This window comes from Phytobacter diazotrophicus (assembly GCF_052061655.1).
Lineage (GTDB): Bacteria > Pseudomonadota > Gammaproteobacteria > Enterobacterales > Enterobacteriaceae > Phytobacter > Phytobacter diazotrophicus.
Map to the genome: position 1 here is coordinate 1,992,195 of NZ_CM125428.1, position 16,871 is coordinate 2,009,065.

Annotated in this window: 20 protein-coding genes; 19 read left to right on the plus strand and 1 reads right to left on the minus strand. The window is 58.4% G+C overall.

Annotated elements, in window-relative coordinates; genetic code table 11:
• The first annotated feature begins 4 nt into the window (after nucleotides 1-4).
• From ACS0RQ_RS09640 to cobT, 18 genes are read left to right on the plus strand one after another with little or no spacing between them, the layout of a single operon-like run.
• The gene (locus ACS0RQ_RS09640) at nucleotides 5-637 is read left to right on the plus strand and encodes a cobalt-precorrin-8 methylmutase (protein ID WP_271850667.1); all 633 of its coding nucleotides are present in this window, start codon (nucleotides 5-7) and stop codon (nucleotides 635-637) included.
• Nucleotides 634-1,773 (plus strand): cobalt-precorrin-5B (C(1))-methyltransferase CbiD, encoded by a 1,140-nt coding sequence (gene cbiD / locus ACS0RQ_RS09645; RefSeq protein WP_271850625.1) that lies wholly within the window; start codon nucleotides 634-636, stop codon nucleotides 1,771-1,773. Before ACS0RQ_RS09640 ends, cbiD begins: the two co-directional genes overlap by 4 nt.
• Nucleotides 1,767-2,372 carry a cobalt-precorrin-7 (C(5))-methyltransferase gene (locus ACS0RQ_RS09650; protein ID WP_222556203.1) on the plus strand — a complete coding sequence of 202 codons (606 nt, stop codon included), beginning with the start codon at nucleotides 1,767-1,769 and terminating at the stop codon, nucleotides 2,370-2,372. The genes cbiD and ACS0RQ_RS09650 overlap by 7 nt, the downstream gene beginning before the upstream one ends.
• Nucleotides 2,362-2,931 carry a decarboxylating cobalt-precorrin-6B (C(15))-methyltransferase gene (locus tag ACS0RQ_RS09655; RefSeq protein ID WP_271850624.1) on the plus strand — a complete coding sequence of 190 codons (570 nt, stop codon included), beginning with the start codon at nucleotides 2,362-2,364 and terminating at the stop codon, nucleotides 2,929-2,931. Before ACS0RQ_RS09650 ends, ACS0RQ_RS09655 begins: the two co-directional genes overlap by 11 nt.
• Entirely contained in the window at nucleotides 2,924-3,697 is a 774-nt protein-coding gene (locus ACS0RQ_RS09660; protein ID WP_107224085.1) for a cobalt-precorrin-4 methyltransferase, read from the plus strand. Before ACS0RQ_RS09655 ends, ACS0RQ_RS09660 begins: the two co-directional genes overlap by 8 nt.
• The gene (gene cbiG, locus ACS0RQ_RS09665) at nucleotides 3,678-4,733 is read left to right on the plus strand and encodes a cobalt-precorrin 5A hydrolase (protein WP_271850623.1); all 1,056 of its coding nucleotides are present in this window, start codon (nucleotides 3,678-3,680) and stop codon (nucleotides 4,731-4,733) included. Before ACS0RQ_RS09660 ends, cbiG begins: the two co-directional genes overlap by 20 nt.
• Entirely contained in the window at nucleotides 4,733-5,458 is a 726-nt protein-coding gene (locus ACS0RQ_RS09670; protein WP_103278899.1) for a precorrin-3B C(17)-methyltransferase, read from the plus strand. Before cbiG ends, ACS0RQ_RS09670 begins: the two co-directional genes overlap by 1 nt.
• Entirely contained in the window at nucleotides 5,455-6,240 is a 786-nt protein-coding gene (locus tag ACS0RQ_RS09675) for a cobalt-precorrin-6A reductase (RefSeq protein WP_271850621.1), read from the plus strand. Before ACS0RQ_RS09670 ends, ACS0RQ_RS09675 begins: the two co-directional genes overlap by 4 nt.
• 10 nt (nucleotides 6,241-6,250) lie before the next feature.
• A complete protein-coding gene (cbiK, locus tag ACS0RQ_RS09680) occupies nucleotides 6,251-7,045 on the plus strand; it encodes a sirohydrochlorin cobaltochelatase (protein WP_041851892.1) in 795 nt (264 codons plus the stop codon).
• Nucleotides 7,042-7,752 (plus strand): cobalt-factor II C(20)-methyltransferase, encoded by a 711-nt coding sequence (locus ACS0RQ_RS09685; RefSeq protein WP_271850620.1) that lies wholly within the window; start codon nucleotides 7,042-7,044, stop codon nucleotides 7,750-7,752. Before cbiK ends, ACS0RQ_RS09685 begins: the two co-directional genes overlap by 4 nt.
• On the plus strand, nucleotides 7,749-8,486 hold the full coding sequence (cbiM, locus tag ACS0RQ_RS09690; RefSeq protein ID WP_271850619.1) for a cobalt ECF transporter S component CbiM: 738 nt from the start codon (nucleotides 7,749-7,751) through the stop codon (nucleotides 8,484-8,486). Before ACS0RQ_RS09685 ends, cbiM begins: the two co-directional genes overlap by 4 nt.
• Before the next feature lies 1 nt (nucleotide 8,487).
• Entirely contained in the window at nucleotides 8,488-8,769 is a 282-nt protein-coding gene (locus tag ACS0RQ_RS09695) for an energy-coupling factor ABC transporter substrate-binding protein (protein ID WP_041851889.1), read from the plus strand.
• Complete coding sequence (locus ACS0RQ_RS09700; protein ID WP_271850666.1) at nucleotides 8,753-9,433, plus strand: energy-coupling factor ABC transporter transmembrane protein; 681 nt, start codon at nucleotides 8,753-8,755, stop codon at nucleotides 9,431-9,433. The genes ACS0RQ_RS09695 and ACS0RQ_RS09700 overlap by 17 nt, the downstream gene beginning before the upstream one ends.
• 8 nt (nucleotides 9,434-9,441) lie before the next feature.
• On the plus strand, nucleotides 9,442-10,257 hold the full coding sequence (locus ACS0RQ_RS09705; RefSeq protein ID WP_271850618.1) for an energy-coupling factor ABC transporter ATP-binding protein: 816 nt from the start codon (nucleotides 9,442-9,444) through the stop codon (nucleotides 10,255-10,257).
• Complete coding sequence (locus tag ACS0RQ_RS09710) at nucleotides 10,254-11,777, plus strand: cobyric acid synthase (protein WP_271850617.1); 1,524 nt, start codon at nucleotides 10,254-10,256, stop codon at nucleotides 11,775-11,777. The genes ACS0RQ_RS09705 and ACS0RQ_RS09710 overlap by 4 nt, the downstream gene beginning before the upstream one ends.
• A complete protein-coding gene (cobU, locus tag ACS0RQ_RS09715) occupies nucleotides 11,771-12,316 on the plus strand; it encodes a bifunctional adenosylcobinamide kinase/adenosylcobinamide-phosphate guanylyltransferase (RefSeq protein ID WP_271850616.1) in 546 nt (181 codons plus the stop codon). The genes ACS0RQ_RS09710 and cobU overlap by 7 nt, the downstream gene beginning before the upstream one ends.
• Complete coding sequence (gene cobS / locus ACS0RQ_RS09720; protein WP_271850615.1) at nucleotides 12,313-13,053, plus strand: adenosylcobinamide-GDP ribazoletransferase; 741 nt, start codon at nucleotides 12,313-12,315, stop codon at nucleotides 13,051-13,053. The genes cobU and cobS overlap by 4 nt, the downstream gene beginning before the upstream one ends.
• A gap of 29 nt (nucleotides 13,054-13,082) precedes the next feature.
• On the plus strand, nucleotides 13,083-14,141 hold the full coding sequence (gene cobT, locus ACS0RQ_RS09725) for a nicotinate-nucleotide--dimethylbenzimidazole phosphoribosyltransferase (RefSeq protein WP_271850614.1): 1,059 nt from the start codon (nucleotides 13,083-13,085) through the stop codon (nucleotides 14,139-14,141).
• Between the two features lie 74 nt (nucleotides 14,142-14,215).
• Here the strand turns inward: cobT and ACS0RQ_RS09730 are convergent, their stop codons facing one another.
• Nucleotides 14,216-14,527: an ArsR/SmtB family transcription factor gene (locus tag ACS0RQ_RS09730; RefSeq protein ID WP_041851883.1), complete on the minus strand. Its 312-nt coding sequence runs from the start codon at nucleotides 14,525-14,527 to the stop codon at nucleotides 14,216-14,218.
• A 241-nt stretch (nucleotides 14,528-14,768) separates the two neighbouring features.
• Here ACS0RQ_RS09730 and fusA point away from each other — a divergent pair, with 241 nt between their 5' ends.
• Nucleotides 14,769-16,871 (plus strand): elongation factor G, encoded by a 2,103-nt coding sequence (gene fusA / locus ACS0RQ_RS09735; protein WP_041851882.1) that lies wholly within the window; start codon nucleotides 14,769-14,771, stop codon nucleotides 16,869-16,871.

Below are 16,871 nucleotides of genomic sequence, written 5' to 3' on the forward strand. Positions count from 1 at the left end.
AACAATGGATTATTTGCAGCAACCCCAGGCCATTGAAGACAAAAGTTTTGTCATTATTGGCGATATCATTCACGAAACGCGGCCTGATTACCGTTTTGCCAGCCCTCTGCACGAAGCCATCATCAAACGAGTGATCCACACCACCGCCGATTTCGACTGGCTGGACATCCTGTGGTTTTCCCCGGATGCCCTTGAAAGCCTCGGCAGTGCGATTCGCAGCGGCTGTACGCTTTATACCGACACCACCATGGCCCTTTCCGGGATAAACAAAACCCTGCTGGCAAAATTTGGCGGCGAGGTGAAGTGCTACATCAGCGACCCGCGCGTGGTGCGTAAAGCAAAAGAGGCGGGGATCACCCGCTCGATGGCGGCGGTGGATCTGGCGCTCAGCGAAGAGGGCGAAAAAATCTTCGTCTTCGGTAATGCCCCCACCGCGCTGTTCCGCTTACTGGAGCAAAACGCTCAGGTGTGTGGCGTGGTTGGCGTCCCGGTCGGGTTTGTCGGTGCGGCAGAATCGAAAGATGCGCTGGTGGAAAGCGGGCTGCCGGGAATTGCCGCGCTGGGACGTAAAGGCGGCAGCAATGTGGCTGCGGCGATCGTTAACGCCTTTTTATATTTCATGCGGGAGGCGCAATGAGCGAAGAGACATTCGACGCCCCGGTGTGGCACAACGGCAAAGCGCTACGCAAAGGCTATACCACCGGTTCCTGTGCAACGGCGGCGGCAAAAGTCGCTGCACTGATGGTCCTGCGCCAGCACATTATCCATCAGGTGTCGATTGTCACGCCCTCTGGCGTCACGCTGCGTCTTAACGTTGAATCGCCGCATATTGAAGGCCAGCAAGGGATTGCCGCTATCCGTAAAGACGGCGGCGATGATGTGGATGCCACCCACGGCATGCTGATTTTTGCGCGTGTCACGCTGAATGATGGCGGTGAGATTGTGCTGTCCGGCGGCGAAGGCGTGGGCACCGTGACCCGCAAAGGCATTGGCCTGCCGGTTGGCAGCGCCGCCATTAACCGCACACCGCGCCAGACCATCGAAGCCGCCGTACGCGAAGTGATTGGTCCTTCGCGTGGCGCCGACGTGGAAATTTTCGCGCCTGAAGGGGAAGCGCGGGCGCAAAAAACCTACAACAGCCGGCTGGGCATACTTGGCGGTATCTCGATTATCGGCACCACGGGTATCGTCACGCCGATGTCTGAAGAGAGCTGGAAACGCTCGCTTTCTCTGGAGCTGGAAATCAAACGCGAAGCGGGGCTGGAGCAGGTCGTACTGGTGCCAGGCAATCACGGGGAGCGCTTTGTCCGCGAGCAAATGGGGCTTTCCAGCGACATCGTAGTCACCATGAGCAACTTCGTGGGCTACATGATTGAAGAGGCTGTTCGCCTCGGTTACCGGCAAATTGTGTTGATTGGTCATCCGGGCAAGCTGGTAAAAATCGCCGCCGGGATTTTCCACACCCACAGCCATATCGCCGATGCGCGCATGGAAACGCTGGTGGCGCATCTGGCGCTGCTTGGCGCACCCCATGAGTTGCTGCAAAAAGTCAGCGAGTGTGACACCACCGAAGCGGCGATGGAGTACATCGACGCGGCGGGATTCAGCCATCTGTACAACCATCTGGCGCAGCGTATCTGCCAGCGCGTCATGCAGAACCTGCGCTTTACCAAAAATCCCCCCCAGTGCGACGCCATTATGTTTTCGTTTGATAACCACATCCTCGGCACGAACCGCCCGTTCCAGGACATTGTGGAGGATTTGCAATGTTGACCGTCGCAGGCATGGGGCCTGCCTCACTGGCCTTAATGACCCCCATGGCGCTGGATGCCGTCGCGCAGGCGGATGTCCTGGTCGGCGGTAAACGCCATCTTGAGCAGTTCCCTGATTTTGCTGGCGAACGTCGTGCGCTGGATGCCGACATCCCCGGATTAATACGCTGGATTGCGCAGCGGATGCATCAGCGCGTCGTGGTGCTGGCATCCGGCGATCCGCTTTTTTACGGCATTGGCAAACGTCTGGTGGCCGAGTTCGGCATTGAACAGGTGCGCATTATTCCGGGCATCAGCGCTGTGCAGTACCTGTGCGCTAAGACCGGCATCGATATGAATGATATCTGGCTGACCAGCTCCCACGGGCGCGATGTGGATTTTGACGCCCTGGCTCGCTCCCCTAAAACCGCGATGGTGACTGATGCCCGCTGTGGCCCGCGGGAAATTGCCGCGGCCCTGGTGGCGCGCGGTGCGGGAGAGCGCTGGCTGGTGATTGGCGAAAATCTGGCGATGGACAATGAACGCATTCACTGGCTGCCCGCCCGTGATGTCCAGGCGCAGTATGAGATGAATGTCGTGGTGATCCTCAATGAAAGATGAACTGTTTTTGCGCGGTGAAAGTGTCCCGATGACCAAAGAAGTGGTCCGCGCGCTGGCGCTCTCGCGGCTGAACTTATCCGCTGCCCGCCATTTTATTGATATCGGCGCAGGCACAGGCAGCGTCTCGATTGAGGCTGCCGTCTGCCACCCGCAGTTGCAGGTGACCGCCATTGAGCGCAATCCGGCGGCGCTGGGGTTGCTGGAAGAGAACTGCCAGCACTTTGGCTGTCGCAATATCACCATTGTCCCGGGCGTGGCGCCGTTATTTGTCGAACAGCCCGCTGACGCGGTCTTTATGGGCGGCAGCGGTGGCAACCTGACCCAACTGATTGACTGGTCTTTGGCCCAACTGATCCCCGGTGGACGCCTGGTGATGACTTTTATTTTGCAGGAGAACCTCAGCAGCGCGCTGAGCCACCTCGCTACCTGCGAGGTCGCCGCGCTGGACTGCCAGCAAATTCAGGTTTCGCTTCTTCATGCGCTGGGCAGCGGCCACTACTTCAAACCGAATAACCCTGTTTTTGTGATTTCCTGCGAGAAGGAAGAGTCTCATGGCTGAACAATTTGATACGCAAACCGTCTGGTTTGTCGGTGCTGGCCCCGGTGACCGCGAGCTTATCACCCTGAAAGGATACCGCCTGTTGCAGCAGGCACAGGTCGTCATTTACGCGGGCTCGCTTATTAATACCGAGCTGCTCGAATACTGCCCGCCGGGCGCCGAGTGCCACGACAGCGCCGAACTGCACCTGGAGCAGATCATCGACCTGATGGAAGCCGGTGTGAAAGCGGGAAAAGTGGTGGTGCGCCTGCAAACCGGTGATGTCTCCCTTTATGGCTCCGTGCGTGAACAAGGAGAAGTGCTGACTGAGCGTGGTATTCAGTGGAAGGTCGTTCCTGGCGTGAGTGCCTTCCTCGGGGCGGCGGCAGAGCTGGGTGTGGAATACACCGTGCCGGAAGTGTCGCAGAGTTTGATCATCACTCGCCTCGAAGGACGTACCCCGGTCCCGCCACTTGAACAACTGGAATCCTTTGCCAGCCACCAGACCTCAATGGCGATTTATCTCTCCGTACAACGCATCAATCGCGTTGCTGAGCGTCTGATTGAGGGTGGTTATCCGGCAACCACGCCCGTGGCAGTCATTTATAAAGCCACCTGGCCGGAAAGCCAGACGGTGCGCGGGACCCTTGCGGACATTGCTGACAAAGTGCGCGATGCCGGTATTCGTAAAACCGCACTGATCCTCGTTGGCGCATTTCTTGGCGAGGAGTACCACTACTCACGTCTTTATGCGGCGGACTTTAGCCATGAATACCGTAAAGCCTGAATCCATTGCGCTGTTCTGCCTGACGCCCGGCGGTGTTGCCCTGGCGAACCGGCTGAAATTGGCGCTGCCTATGACCTGCTACACCAGTGAGAAATTGCTGGAAGAGGGGTTTGTTCCTTTCGACGGCGGCTTTGCCCCTGCGTTGCGTGATGCCTTCACCCAACACTCAGCGCTGGTGTTTATCGGCGCGACGGGGATTGCCGTACGCGTGCTGGCCCCGTTGGTGAATGACAAATTCAGCGACCCGGCGGTGATTGTTATCGATGAGCGCGGACAGCACGTCATCAGCCTGCTTTCTGGCCATTTTGGTGGGGCAAATGCGCTGGCCCGCTATCTTGCGGGCGTGCTGGGCGCAGACCCGGTGATCACCACGGCAACGGATGTTAACGAACTGGCAGCGCTCGATACGCTGGCCTGTCAACTGGATGCGCGCATGGAGGATCTGCGTGCAGCAGTAAAGACAATCAACCACTGGCTGGTCAGCGGCGAACGTATTGGCCTGTGGTGTGAAGACGCCTTGCGTGAAGAAGTCGAACGCTGCGACACGCGCGGGTTTATTCCGGTGACATCTCTCAATGGTCTGCCCGAGCTGACGGCACTGATCTGCGTGACCGTGCACGCTGCGCTGCCTGAACTCCCGGTACCGGTCTACAAACTGGTTCCCCGCCGTGTGGTGGCAGGCATTGGTTGTCGTCGCGATACCCCGTTTGCGGTGGTGTCAGGGCTGCTTAAGCAACAGTTGCAGGTACACGCATTCGACCCGCTGGCATTGCGCGCGATAGGGAGCATCACATTGAAAGAGCATGAGAAAGCGCTCACGCAACTGGCAGAAAGCCTGCGCGTGCCGTTTGAAATTTTTACCGCTGATGCCCTGCGTCAGCATGAGCATCGTTTCCCTGCCTCTGACTTTGTGCGTCAGACCACTGGTGTGGGAAGCGTATCCGGACCCGCAGCCTGGCTGATGAGTCGTGGGCAACTGGTTGGCGAGACTCTGCGTGAGCAGGGCGTCACTATTACTTTGGGAGTTTCACACTGATGTTAACCGTTATCGGGATTGGCCCTGGCTCACAGGCAATGATGACCATGGAGGCGATCGAAGCCTTGCAGGCTGCGGAAATCGTGGTGGGGTACAAGACCTACACCCATCTGGTGAAAGCATTCACGGGCGACAAGCAGGTGATCAAAACCGGCATGTGCAAAGAGATTGAGCGCTGCCAGGCGGCGATTGAACTGGCGCAGGCCGGGCATAACGTGGCGCTTATCAGCAGCGGCGATGCCGGGATTTACGGTATGGCGGGGCTGGTTCTTGAGCTGGTCAGTAAACAGAAACTGGACGTGGAAGTGCGTCTGATCCCCGGAATGACCGCCAGTATTGCCGCGGCGGCGCTACTCGGCGCACCGCTGATGCATGACTTCTGCCATATCAGCCTGAGCGACTTACTGACTCCGTGGCCGGTCATTGAAAAACGGATTGTCGCCGCCGGGGAAGCTGACTTTGTTATCTGCTTCTACAACCCGCGTAGCCGAGGCCGCGAAGGGCACCTTGCGCGCGCATTTGAACTGCTGGCGGCCAGCAAAAGCCCGCAAACCCCGGTGGGGATTGTGAAATCCGCCGGACGTAAAAAAGAAGAGAAGTGGATAACCACCCTCGGCGAGATGGACTTTGAACCGGTCGACATGACCAGCCTGGTGATTGTCGGCAATAAGGCCACCTACGTAGCGGATGGCTTGATGATTACACCGCGAGGCTATGAGCTGTGAGGCCAGGCGACATACTGGTAATTGGCGGAACCAGCGATGCGCGGGCCATTTGCCAGCAGCTCGACGCCGCCGGGGTGCGCTACACCCTGTCGGTGGCAACCCCCACCGGACAGCATCTGGCGGGCGATATTCGCGGCGAGGTGCGCTGTGGGCGGATGGATCCTGACGCCATGCTGCGCTGGCTTACCGATAACCAGACCCGCTGGGTGGTGGATGCGTCACACCCTTATGCCGAGGTGGTCAGCCAGAACATTGCCGGGGCCTGTCGGCAGGCACATGTGCTGTTAAGCCGTTACCAGCGCCCCGAACAACTGCCGGAGCTGGAACATCCCCTGTTGCACAAGGTCGCCTCGATTGATGAAGCCTGTAAAGTCGCGCGCGGACTCGGGCAGCGCGTGTTGTTGACCACTGGCAGTAAAGACCTGGCACTCTGGCGTGCGGGGCTTGGTGAGAAGACCCTGCTGGCACGAGTGCTGCCGGTTGCCGATGTGATGGCGCAGTGCGCCGAGAACGGTTTTGGTGTTGGCGAGATCTACGCCATGTGCGGGCCGTTTAGCGCAGAGTTCAACGCCGCCTTCTACCGACAGTGCCGCGCTGATGTGATGATCACCAAAGCCTCCGGTGCGGAAGGCGGCTATCAGGAAAAAGTTCAGCCGTGTCTGGACGCGGGGATCCCCTGCATTGTTATTACACGCCCGCAGCCTGCGGTTTCGGGTGAGGAGCTACTGGAAAGCCTGGATGCATTTTCGCAGCGGTTGCTGCGCTGGCTTGCTACTCAGTGAGGAAAAGAACATGAAAAAAGCGCTTCTGGTGGTGAGTTTCGGCACCAGCTATCACGACACCTGCGAAAAGAACATTGTGGCCTGTGAACGGGAACTGGCCGCCAGTTGCCCCGATCGCACGCTGTTTCGGGCATTTACCTCAGGAATGATCATTCGCAAGCTCAAACGCCGCGACAACCTGCACATCGACACCCCTTTGCAGGCACTGCAAAAACTGGCAGACCTGGGCTATCAGGATGTGGCTATCCAGTCGTTGCACATCATTAACGGTGACGAATACGAAAAAATTGTTCGTGAGGTACAAACCCTGCGGCATCTGTTCAAACGCATGGTGATCGGCGCACCGCTGCTCAGCAGCCACGACGACTACATGCATCTGATGCAGGCGCTGGCCCGCCAGATGCCGGTACTGGCAGACGGTGAAAAAGTGGTGTTTATGGGCCACGGCGCCAGCCATCACGCCTTCGCCGCTTACGCCTGTCTCGATCATATGATGGCGGCACACCGTTTCCCGGCGCGTGTCGGTGCGGTGGAAAGCTACCCGGAGGTAGATGTGTTGATCGACAGTCTGCGCCGCGAAGGGATCAGCGCGGTACACCTGATGCCGCTGATGCTGGTGGCAGGCGATCATGCCATTAACGATATGGCCTCTGATGAAGAAGATTCGTGGAAAACGCAGTTTGAGCGGGTCGGGATTGCCGCAACGCCGTGGTTGCAGGGGCTGGGCGAAAACCCGGCTATCCGCGCGATGTTTGTCGCGCACCTGCATCAGGCGCTGAGCCAGTCTCTGGAGGTGGCGGCATGAGCGGCAGACTCTACGCATTAGGGATTGGCCCCGGCGCCAGCGACCTTCTCACCGTTCGTGCTGCGCGCATTCTCGGCAAACTTGATGTGCTCTATGCCCCGGCGGGGCGCAAAGGAGGCGACAGTCTGGCGCTCTCCATTGTGCGGGAATATCTGGGCGAGCAGACGGAAATCCGCTGTACCCATTTCCCGATGAGCGCCGACAGTGCGGAAAAAGAGGCCGTCTGGGATGAAGTTGCTGCCGCGCTTAGCGCAGAAACTCTGGCCGGAAAACAGGTGGGTTTCATCACCCTGGGCGACGCCATGCTGTTTAGCACCTGGGTCTTCTTATTGCAGCGTCTGGGGCGTCCTGACTGGCTGGAAATCGTGCCTGGGGTGACCTCTTTTGCCGCCATTGCCGCGCGCGCGCAAACGCCGCTCGCCATGGAGCAGCAGTCGCTGGCGGTGGTCTCCTGTACCGCGCCGGAGGCGGAGATTAAACAGGCGCTGGCGAACCACGACAGCCTGGTGTTGATGAAAGTCTATGGCCGCTTCGCACGCGTCAAAGCGTTGCTGGCCGATGCCGGATTGCTTGACCGCGCAGTGATGATGGCCGAAGCAACCCTGCCGGGAGAGCAGTGCTGGCGGCAACTCGCTGAGGTGAGCGACGAACAGCCACTGCCGTATTTTTCGACCATTCTGGTTAATAAACAGTGGGAGAGGCGATGAAACGGGAACAACAGCTTAAACGCCTGTCGTTAAGCGGGCTGGCAGCAGGTCTGTTACTGCTTGTCGTACCGGAGCAGGCATTTGCCATGCATATCATGGAAGGCTTTTTACCGCCGTTATGGGCGCTGGCCTGGTGGATGTTGTTTTTACCCTGCCTGTGGTACGGGCTGGTGCGTCTGCGCCGTATCGTGGCGGAAGACAGTAATCAAAAGGTGCTGCTGGCGCTTTGCGGTGCGTTTATCTTCGTGCTCTCGGCGCTGAAAATTCCATCCGTGACGGGCAGTTGCTCACACCCGACAGGGGTGGGCCTGGCGGTTATCCTCTTCGGGCCGGGCGTGGTGGCTGTCCTCGGCGCGATTGTGCTGCTGTTTCAGGCGCTGCTGCTGGCGCACGGCGGCCTGACAACGCTTGGGGCAAACGGCATGTCGATGGCGGTGATCGGGCCTGTCGTCGGTTATCTGGTCTGGCAGATGGCCTGTCGCGCGGGTATTCGCCGTGATGTTGGGGTCTTTTTATGTGCCATGCTCGCTGATCTGGTGACCTACTTTGTCACCTCTGTGCAGCTTGGCGTGGCCTTCCCGGATCCGCAGGCTGGGGCGAGCGCTTCCATCATCAAGTTTATGGGTATCTTTTGCCTGACGCAGATCCCTATCGCGATTGCCGAAGGGCTGCTCACGGTAATGATCTACGACCAGCTCACTAAACGTCAGTTGATCACCGCACAGGGACATTAAGATGAAAAAGACACTGATTTTGCTCGCGATGGTTATCGCGCTGGTGATTCTGCCGTTCTTTATCAATCACGGCGGCGAGTACGGTGGCTCTGACGGCGAGGCGGAAAGCCAGATTCAGGCCGTTGCGCCACACTATAAACCCTGGTTCCAGCCGCTGTATGAACCCGCCAGCGGGGAAATTGAAAGCCTGCTCTTTACCCTGCAAGGATCGCTGGGCGCGGCGGTTATTTTCTACATTCTGGGTTACATGAAAGGCAGACAGCGTGCTGACGAACGGGCTTGACCGGCTGAGCTACCAGAGCCGCTGGTTTACTGTTGCCCCGGAGCGCAAATTCTTTCTCTGGCTGGCGATGATGGTCCTGGCGTTTTCGCTGCCCCCGGTCGGGCAGGGAGCCTTGCTGGTTGTGCTGGCGGCGTTTACCTGCTGGCTACTACGCATTTCGTTCTGGCGCTGGTTACGCTGGATGGCGATCCCCATTGGTTTTCTGCTGGTGGGGGTGGTGACAATATTGTTTAGCATCACCCAGCAGCCGCAGCACTTGTTGGTGGGCATTCCACTGGGAAGCTACTGGCTGGGCGTTTTGCCGGAAGGGCTGGCGATGGCCAATACGACCTTCTGGCGCAGCCTGGCGGCGCTGGCGGCCACCTTCTGGCTGGTGCTGAACCTGCCGTTTCCGCAGCTCATCGTGTTACTCAGAAAGGGGCGAGTGCCGCGTCTGTTGACCGAGCAAATCCTGCTGACCTGGCGGTTTATCTTTATCCTGCTGGAAGAGGCCGCGGCAATTCACCGGGCGCAAACCCTGCGCTTTGGTTACCGAACCTTGCCGCTGGGCTACCGCTCGCTGGCGATGCTGGTTGGGCTTTTATTTACCCGCGTGTTGCTGCGCTACAAAGAGATGGCAACCACGCTGGATATCAAACTCTATCAGGGTGATTTTCACCTGTAAGGAATGGCATGCTGGCGACCGAGGGGTTGTGGTTCAGTTATCAGGAAGAGCCCATTCTGAAAGGGTTAACGCTCGATTTTTCGCGCCAGCCGGTCACCGGGCTGGTGGGGGCGAACGGCTGCGGGAAATCGACGCTGTTTATGAACCTGAGCGGTATTTTACGTCCGCAACAAGGCGCGGTGCTGTGGCAGGGAAAACCGCTGGATTACAGCAAGCGCGGGCTGCTTGCGCTGCGCCAGCAGGTCGCTACCGTCTTTCAGGATCCCGATCAGCAGATTTTTTATACCGATATCGACAGCGATATCGCCTTTGCCCTGCGCAACATTGGCGTGGAGGAAGCGGAGATTGCCCGGCGCACCGATGATGCGCTGACGCTGGTGGATGCGTACTCTTTTCGCCATCAGCCGATTCAGTGCCTCAGCCACGGGCAGAAAAAGCGCGTCGCCATTGCCGGGGCGCTGGTCTTACAGGCGAAGTATCTGCTGCTGGATGAACCCACCGCCGGGCTGGACCCCTCGGGGCGCACCCAGATGATCGCGATCATTCAGCGGATTGTGGCGCAGGGGAATCATGTGGTGATCTCCAGCCATGATATTGATTTGATTTATGAGATTTGCGATGCGGTGTATGTTCTACGCCGCGGCGAAAGGCTGGCGTACGGCACGCCGGGTGAGGTTTTTGCCCAAAAAGCACAGATTGAACAGGCGGGGTTAACGCAGCCCTGGCTGGTAAAACTGCATAGCGAACTGGGAATGCCGCTGTGTAAAAGTGAAGCCGAATTCTTTACCCGCATGCGGGAAACGTACATTAAGGAGGCGTCATGACGCTGGCGATTATGCTCCAGGGCACGGCATCAGACGTGGGTAAAAGCGTGCTGGTGGCGGGGCTGTGCCGCATCCTGTATCAGGATGGATTAAAGACCGCCCCCTTTAAATCGCAGAATATGGCGCTTAATTCGGGTATCACCCCGGACGGGCAAGAGATGGGGCGTGCGCAAATTTTTCAGGCGGAAGCGGCGGGTATCATCCCGGATGTGCGCATGAACCCGGTTCTGCTCAAACCCACCAGCGACCGTAAAGCGCAGGTGGTGCTGATGGGCAAAGTGGCGAGCGATATGGACGCCGTCAGCTATCACGACTACAAACCGCGTCTGCGCGAGCAGATTATCAGCGTCTACCAGAGCCTGAATCGTGAATACGACGCTATTGTACTGGAAGGGGCGGGCAGCCCGGCCGAGATTAACCTGCGCGATCGCGATATTGTCAACATGGGCATGGCGGAGATGGCCGGTTGCCCGGTGGTGCTGGTAGCAGACATCGACAGGGGCGGCGTTTTCGCTGCGATTTATGGCACCCTTGCGCTGTTGCAGGAACATGAACGCTGGCGCGTAAAAGGGGTCATCATTAATAAATTCCGCGGCGACGTGGCCTTGCTCACCCCCGGCATTAAACAGATTGAAGCCCTGACCGGGGTGCCGGTGCTGGGGGTGATGCCGTGGCTGGAGGTAGATTTAGAAGACGAAGACGGCGTGGCGCTGCAGCGTGGCAAATACCTGCGCACCGGCGAGCGGGCCATCGATATTGCCGTGGTGCAACTGCCGCACATCTCTAATTTCACCGATTTTAACGCCCTCGCCGCGCAACCGGACGTGCGCGTGCACTATGTTCGCTCGCCACAAGAGCTGCACAACACCGATTTGATTATCCTCCCCGGCAGCAAAAACACGCTGGGGGATCTTGCCTGGCTACAGGAGAGCGGGCTGGCGCAGGCGGTTTTACAACAGCATCGCCAGGGCGTGCCCGTACTGGGTGTTTGTGGTGGTTACCAGATGCTCGGCGAAACCATTGTCGATGAGGTGGAATCTGGCCTGGGTACGCAGCCGGGGCTGGGGCTGCTCAATACCGTTACTCATTTTGCGCAGAACAAAACCACCACCCTGGTGGCGGCCTCCGTGCAGGGCGAACTTCCCGGACTGCTGGCGGGCTGCGGGCATCTTCTCCTCCACGGCTATGAGATCCATATGGGTGAAACCACGCTGCATGAAGGGTGTCGTCCGATGTTGTGGCTGGAAAAAGAGGGGCAACGCATCGCCGATGGTGCGGTCAGTGAAGACGGGCTGGTATTTGGCACCTATCTGCACGGGCTTTTTGACAGCAATGATTTTACCCGTACGTTGATTAACGCGTTGCGGGCGCGCAAAGGCTTGCCGCCGCTGGATAGCACGGTGGATTATGCCCACTACAAAGCGCAGCAGTTTGACCTGCTGGCAGATGCCATGCGTAAGAATATCGACATCGACAGGATCTATCAGATTATGCATCAACATCAGGAACGCGCATGTTAACGCTGGTTACGGGTGGGGCGCGCAGCGGCAAAAGCCGCCACGCCGAATCGCTGGTCGCAAATGCGAAGGGGGTTCTCTACATCGCCACTTCGCAAATCTTTGATGAAGAGATGGCGGCCCGCATTCAGCATCATCGGGATAGTCGCCCGGCGCACTGGCGCACCGAAGAGCGCTGGCAGGGGCTGGCCGATATCATCACTACGAATAACTCCCCGGATGAGGCCATTTTACTGGAGTGCATCACCACCATGGTGACCAATCTGTTGTTCGCGCAGGGTGGCGAGAGCGACCCGGACGGCTGGGACTATGCGCTGCTGGAAGCGCAGGTGCAGGAAGAGATTGAGCGATTAATCGCCGCCTGTGAACGTTGCCCGGCGCCGGTGGTGCTGGTGACCAACGAAGTGGGGATGGGCATTGTGCCGGAAAACCGTCTGGCGCGGCATTTTCGCGATATCGCCGGGCGGGTGAATCAACGTCTGGCGCAGGCGGCGGATAACGTCTGGCTGGTGGTGTCGGGGATCGGAGTCAAAATCAAATGATCAGGTTGTTTTTTGCCACGCTGTCGTTTATCAGCCGTTTGCCGGTGCCATCCCGCCTGGTTCAGGGGCTGGAGGTGCAGGACTACGTGCGTGGTATCGTCACCTTTCCGTTTGTTGGCGTGGTACTTGGCGGTATCAGCGGTGGTGTGTTTATGCTGCTCCAGCCCTGGTGCGGTGCGCCGCTGGCGGCCCTCTTTGCGGTTCTGGCGCTGGCGTTGCTGACCGGCGGCTTTCATCTCGATGGTTTAGCGGATACCTGTGATGGCGTCTTTTCTGCCCGCACACGCGAGCGGATGCTGGAAATCATGCGCGACAGCCGTCTGGGTACTCACGGTGGGCTGGCGTTGGTGTTTGTGCTGGTGGCGAAAATGCTTGTTATCAGCGAACTCTCTTTGCGTGGGCTTGCGGTTCCGGCGGCGTTAGCCGCGGCCTGTGCAGCCGGGCGCGGTTGCGCTGTGGTGATGATGTATGGTCATCGCTACGCCCGCGAGGAGGGGCTGGGTAATTTGTTTATCGGCAAAGTCACTTTCATGCAGACTGTTATCACTCTGGCGCTTGCGCTGCTGGTGGCGGTGGGGCTGGAAGGGGCACGCGGCCTGACGGCTGTGCTGATAACCGTGCTGGCGATTTTTCTGCTCGGCCTGATGCTTAAACGCACGCTGGGCGGGCAAACGGGCGACACCCTGGGTGCCGCCATTGAACTGGGTGAACTGGTCTTCCTTCTGGCGCTGCTTTGAGCGGCGCCTTACCACTACTGAGAATTCCTATGCAAACACTGACTTCGTTACTGGCAGCAATTCCCGCGCTCGATCAGGGTGCGATGGCGCAGGCGCAACAGCATATTGATGGGTTACTCAAGCCGCCCGGAAGCCTGGGGCGTCTGGAGTCGCTGGCGGTGCAGCTCGCCGGGATGCCGGGGTTAGGCGGCAAACCACAGTCCGGGAAGAAGGCCATTATCGTGATGTGCGCTGACCATGGCGTCTGGCACGAAGGGGTGGCGATTTCACCGCAAATTGTGACGGCTATTCAGGCGGCGAATATGACGCAGGGCACCACGGGTGTTTGCGTGCTGGCAGCGCAGGCCGGGGCGAAAGTGCATGTGCTGGATGTCGGTATCGACAGCGATCCGATTCCCGGCGTTATCAATATGAAAGTCGCGCGTGGCAGTAACAACATCGCCCAGGGTCCGGCAATGAGTGCCGCACAAGCGCAGGAACTGCTGCTGGAAACCATTCGCTATACCCGCGAACAGGCGGCCGATGGCGTGCAGCTTTTTGGCGTGGGCGAGCTGGGTATGGCGAACACGACACCGGCAGCGGCGATTGTCAGCGTGCTGACCGGGGAAGCGCCGGAGTTGGTTGTGGGCATTGGCGCGAATTTGCCTGAGTCGCAGCTTGGACATAAAGCGCAGGTGGTGCGTCGCGCCATTGAGATTAACCAGCCTGATGCAAACAATGGGTTGGATGTGCTGGCGAAAGTCGGTGGTTTTGACCTGCTGGGGATGACGGGCGTGATGATCGGTGCCGCGTCATGCGGCCTGCCGGTGGTGCTGGATGGGTTCTTATCCTATGCCTCGGCGCTGGCGGCGTGCCGTATCGAGCCGAAAGTGAAGGATTATCTGATCCCGTCGCATCTTTCGGCGGAGAAAGGCGCGCGTATCGCCCTGCAAAACCTCGGTCTGGAGCCGTATCTGAATATGGGGATGCGTCTGGGCGAGGGCAGCGGCGCGGCATTAGCCATGCAACTGGTGGATGCCGCCTGCGCCATGCACAATAAGATGGGAATGCTGGCTAACAGCAATATTGTGTTGCCCGAAAGTAAGTAAAATGTCCCCGGTGGCGCGATGCTTACCGGGGCTACATGATGTGTTTGCGTCCCTCTCCTTAGGGGAGGGGGGGCTTACCTTCCCGCCTGCATCACCTGCAACAACGTATCCAGCAGCCCGGGAAAACGGGCGTCCAGGTCTTCCCTGCGTAGCGAAATCATATTCTCCCGCCCCTGCGGACGCTGCCAGACCACGCCGCTGTCGCGCAGCACGCGCCAGTGATGGGTCATGGTGGACTTTGCCACATCCTCCGGGCGCAATGCATTGCAACTCAACTCACTGCCATCGGCGAGCCGCTTGATCATCGCCAGACGTAAAGGGTTACCAAGGGCAAAAAGGACGTTTTCCAGCAATATTTGTTCGGTATCGGGGTGGTTCGCAATCATAGTTTTCCTGAGTCGGCGGTTGCTCTGCTCATCATGAGCAGCAGCCCGTATCGGCGGCTGGCCGGTAATATACCCGATGCGTACAGGCACGGCTATGCGCCATGCATCAGGACCAACAATCTCAATGATAGCGCAAAATTTAAAAATAGTACTAGAATACTCGTACAATTGGACTATTATAGTTTGCGAAACCTAACCGGCCATATCGGCCATTTATTGTCAAACTGACTAAGGACGCATCATGCCCCGACCCATTCCCCTCGAACGTTATCGCAACATCGGTATCTCCGCGCACATCGATGCCGGTAAAACGACAACCACAGAGCGCATCCTGTTTTACACCGGGATGAGCCACAAACTGGGTGAAGTACACGATGGCGCGGCAACAACCGACTGGATGGAACAGGAGCAAGAGCGCGGGATTACCATTACGTCCGCGGCGGTAAGCTGCTTCTGGCCAGGTATGGACAGAGGTTATGAGCCGCATCGCATCAATATCATCGACACCCCAGGGCACGTGGATTTCACTATTGAAGTGGAACGATCCATGCGAGTACTGGATGGTGCAGTGATGGTTTATGACTCCGTTGGCGGCGTACAACCGCAGTCGGAAACCGTCTGGCGGCAGGCCAACAAATACCATGTGCCGCGCCTGGCGTTCGTCAACAAAATGGACCGCCCCGGCGCGGATTTTTTCCGCGTGGTGCAGATGATGATTGACCGCCTGAAAGCGAACCCGGTGCCGATTGTTATCCCTATCGGTGCGGAAGAGCATTTCACTGGCGTGGTGGATCTCATCAAAATGCGCGCCATTGTCTGGGACGACGCCACACAGGGTATGACCTTTAGCTATGCGCCTGTGCCGGATGATTTGCTGGCCACCGCCCAGGAGTGGCGTGAAAAAATGGTCTCTGCGGCGGCCGAAGCCAGCGATGAGCTGATGGACAAATACCTGGAAACGGGCGATCTGGACGAAGCGGAAATCATCGCCGGGCTGCGTAAACGCACCGTGGCCGGGGAAATCCAACCGATGCTGTGCGGTAGCGCGTTTAAAAACAAAGGCGTGCAGCGCATGCTCGACGCGGTGATTGAGCTGATGCCGTCGCCGCTGGATATTCCGGCGATTCAGGGCGTCGACGAAAAAGGCCAGCCTGCGGAACGTCATCCGAACGATGATGAGCCGTTCTCGGCCCTGGCGTTCAAACTGATGACCGACCCGTACGTGGGTCAACTGACCTTTATCCGTGTCTATTCCGGCGTGCTGAAAAAAGGCGACGCGGTATGGAATCCGGTGAAAGGTAAAAAAGAGCGTATTGGTCGTATCGTGCAGATGCATGCCAACGATCGCCATGAAGTCGACGAGCTGCGGGCGGGCGATATTGCCGCCTGTGTGGGGCTAAAAGATGTGACCACCGGCGACACCCTGAGCGATCCGGATGCGGTGATAACTCTGGAGCGCATGGAGTTCCCGGAGCCGGTGATTTCGCTGGCGATTGAGCCGAAAACCAAAGCGGACCAGGAAAAAATGGGTATCGCCTTGCAGCGCCTGGCGTCTGAAGACCCGTCGTTCCGTCTGCACACTGACGAAGAGTCCGGGCAGACCATCATTTCCGGGATGGGTGAGTTACACCTGGAAATTATCGTCGACCGTATGAAACGTGAGTTTGGCGTGGAAGCGAATATCGGGCGTCCGCAGGTCACTTACCGCGAGACCCTGCGTAAAGCGGTGAAAGAGATTGAAGGGAAATTTGTGCGTCAGTCCGGCGGTAAGGGGCAGTACGGACATGTTGTGCTGAGCCTTGAACCGCTGGAGCCGGGCAGTGGCTTCGTGTTTGAAGATGCCACCAAAGGCGGCGTGGTGCCGCGCGAGTACATTCCGTCTGTGGAAAAAGGGCTGCGCGAAGCCATGAACAACGGCGTGCTGGCGGGTTATCCGGTGGTGGACGTAAAAGCGACCCTGACATTTGGTTCGTATCACGACGTCGACTCCTCGGAAATGGCCTTCCGTATGGCGGCGATCTTCGGTTTTAAAGATGGCGCGCGCAAAGCGGACCCGGCGATCCTTGAGCCGATTATGCATGTGGAAGTGGAAACACCGGAAGAGTACGCCGGGAATATCATGGGCGATCTCTCTTCCCGTCGCGGGATGGTGCAGGGCATGGAAGAGCGCTTCGGTAGCCAGATTATCCGCGCCGACGTGCCGCTGGCGGAGATGTTTGGTTACTCCACCACGCTGCGTTCCATGTCACAGGGCCGCGCGACCTACAGCATGGAGTTCCACCATTACGCGGAAGCCCCGCGCAATGTGGCGGACGATATCATTGCCAGTCGCGCCAAAGCGTAA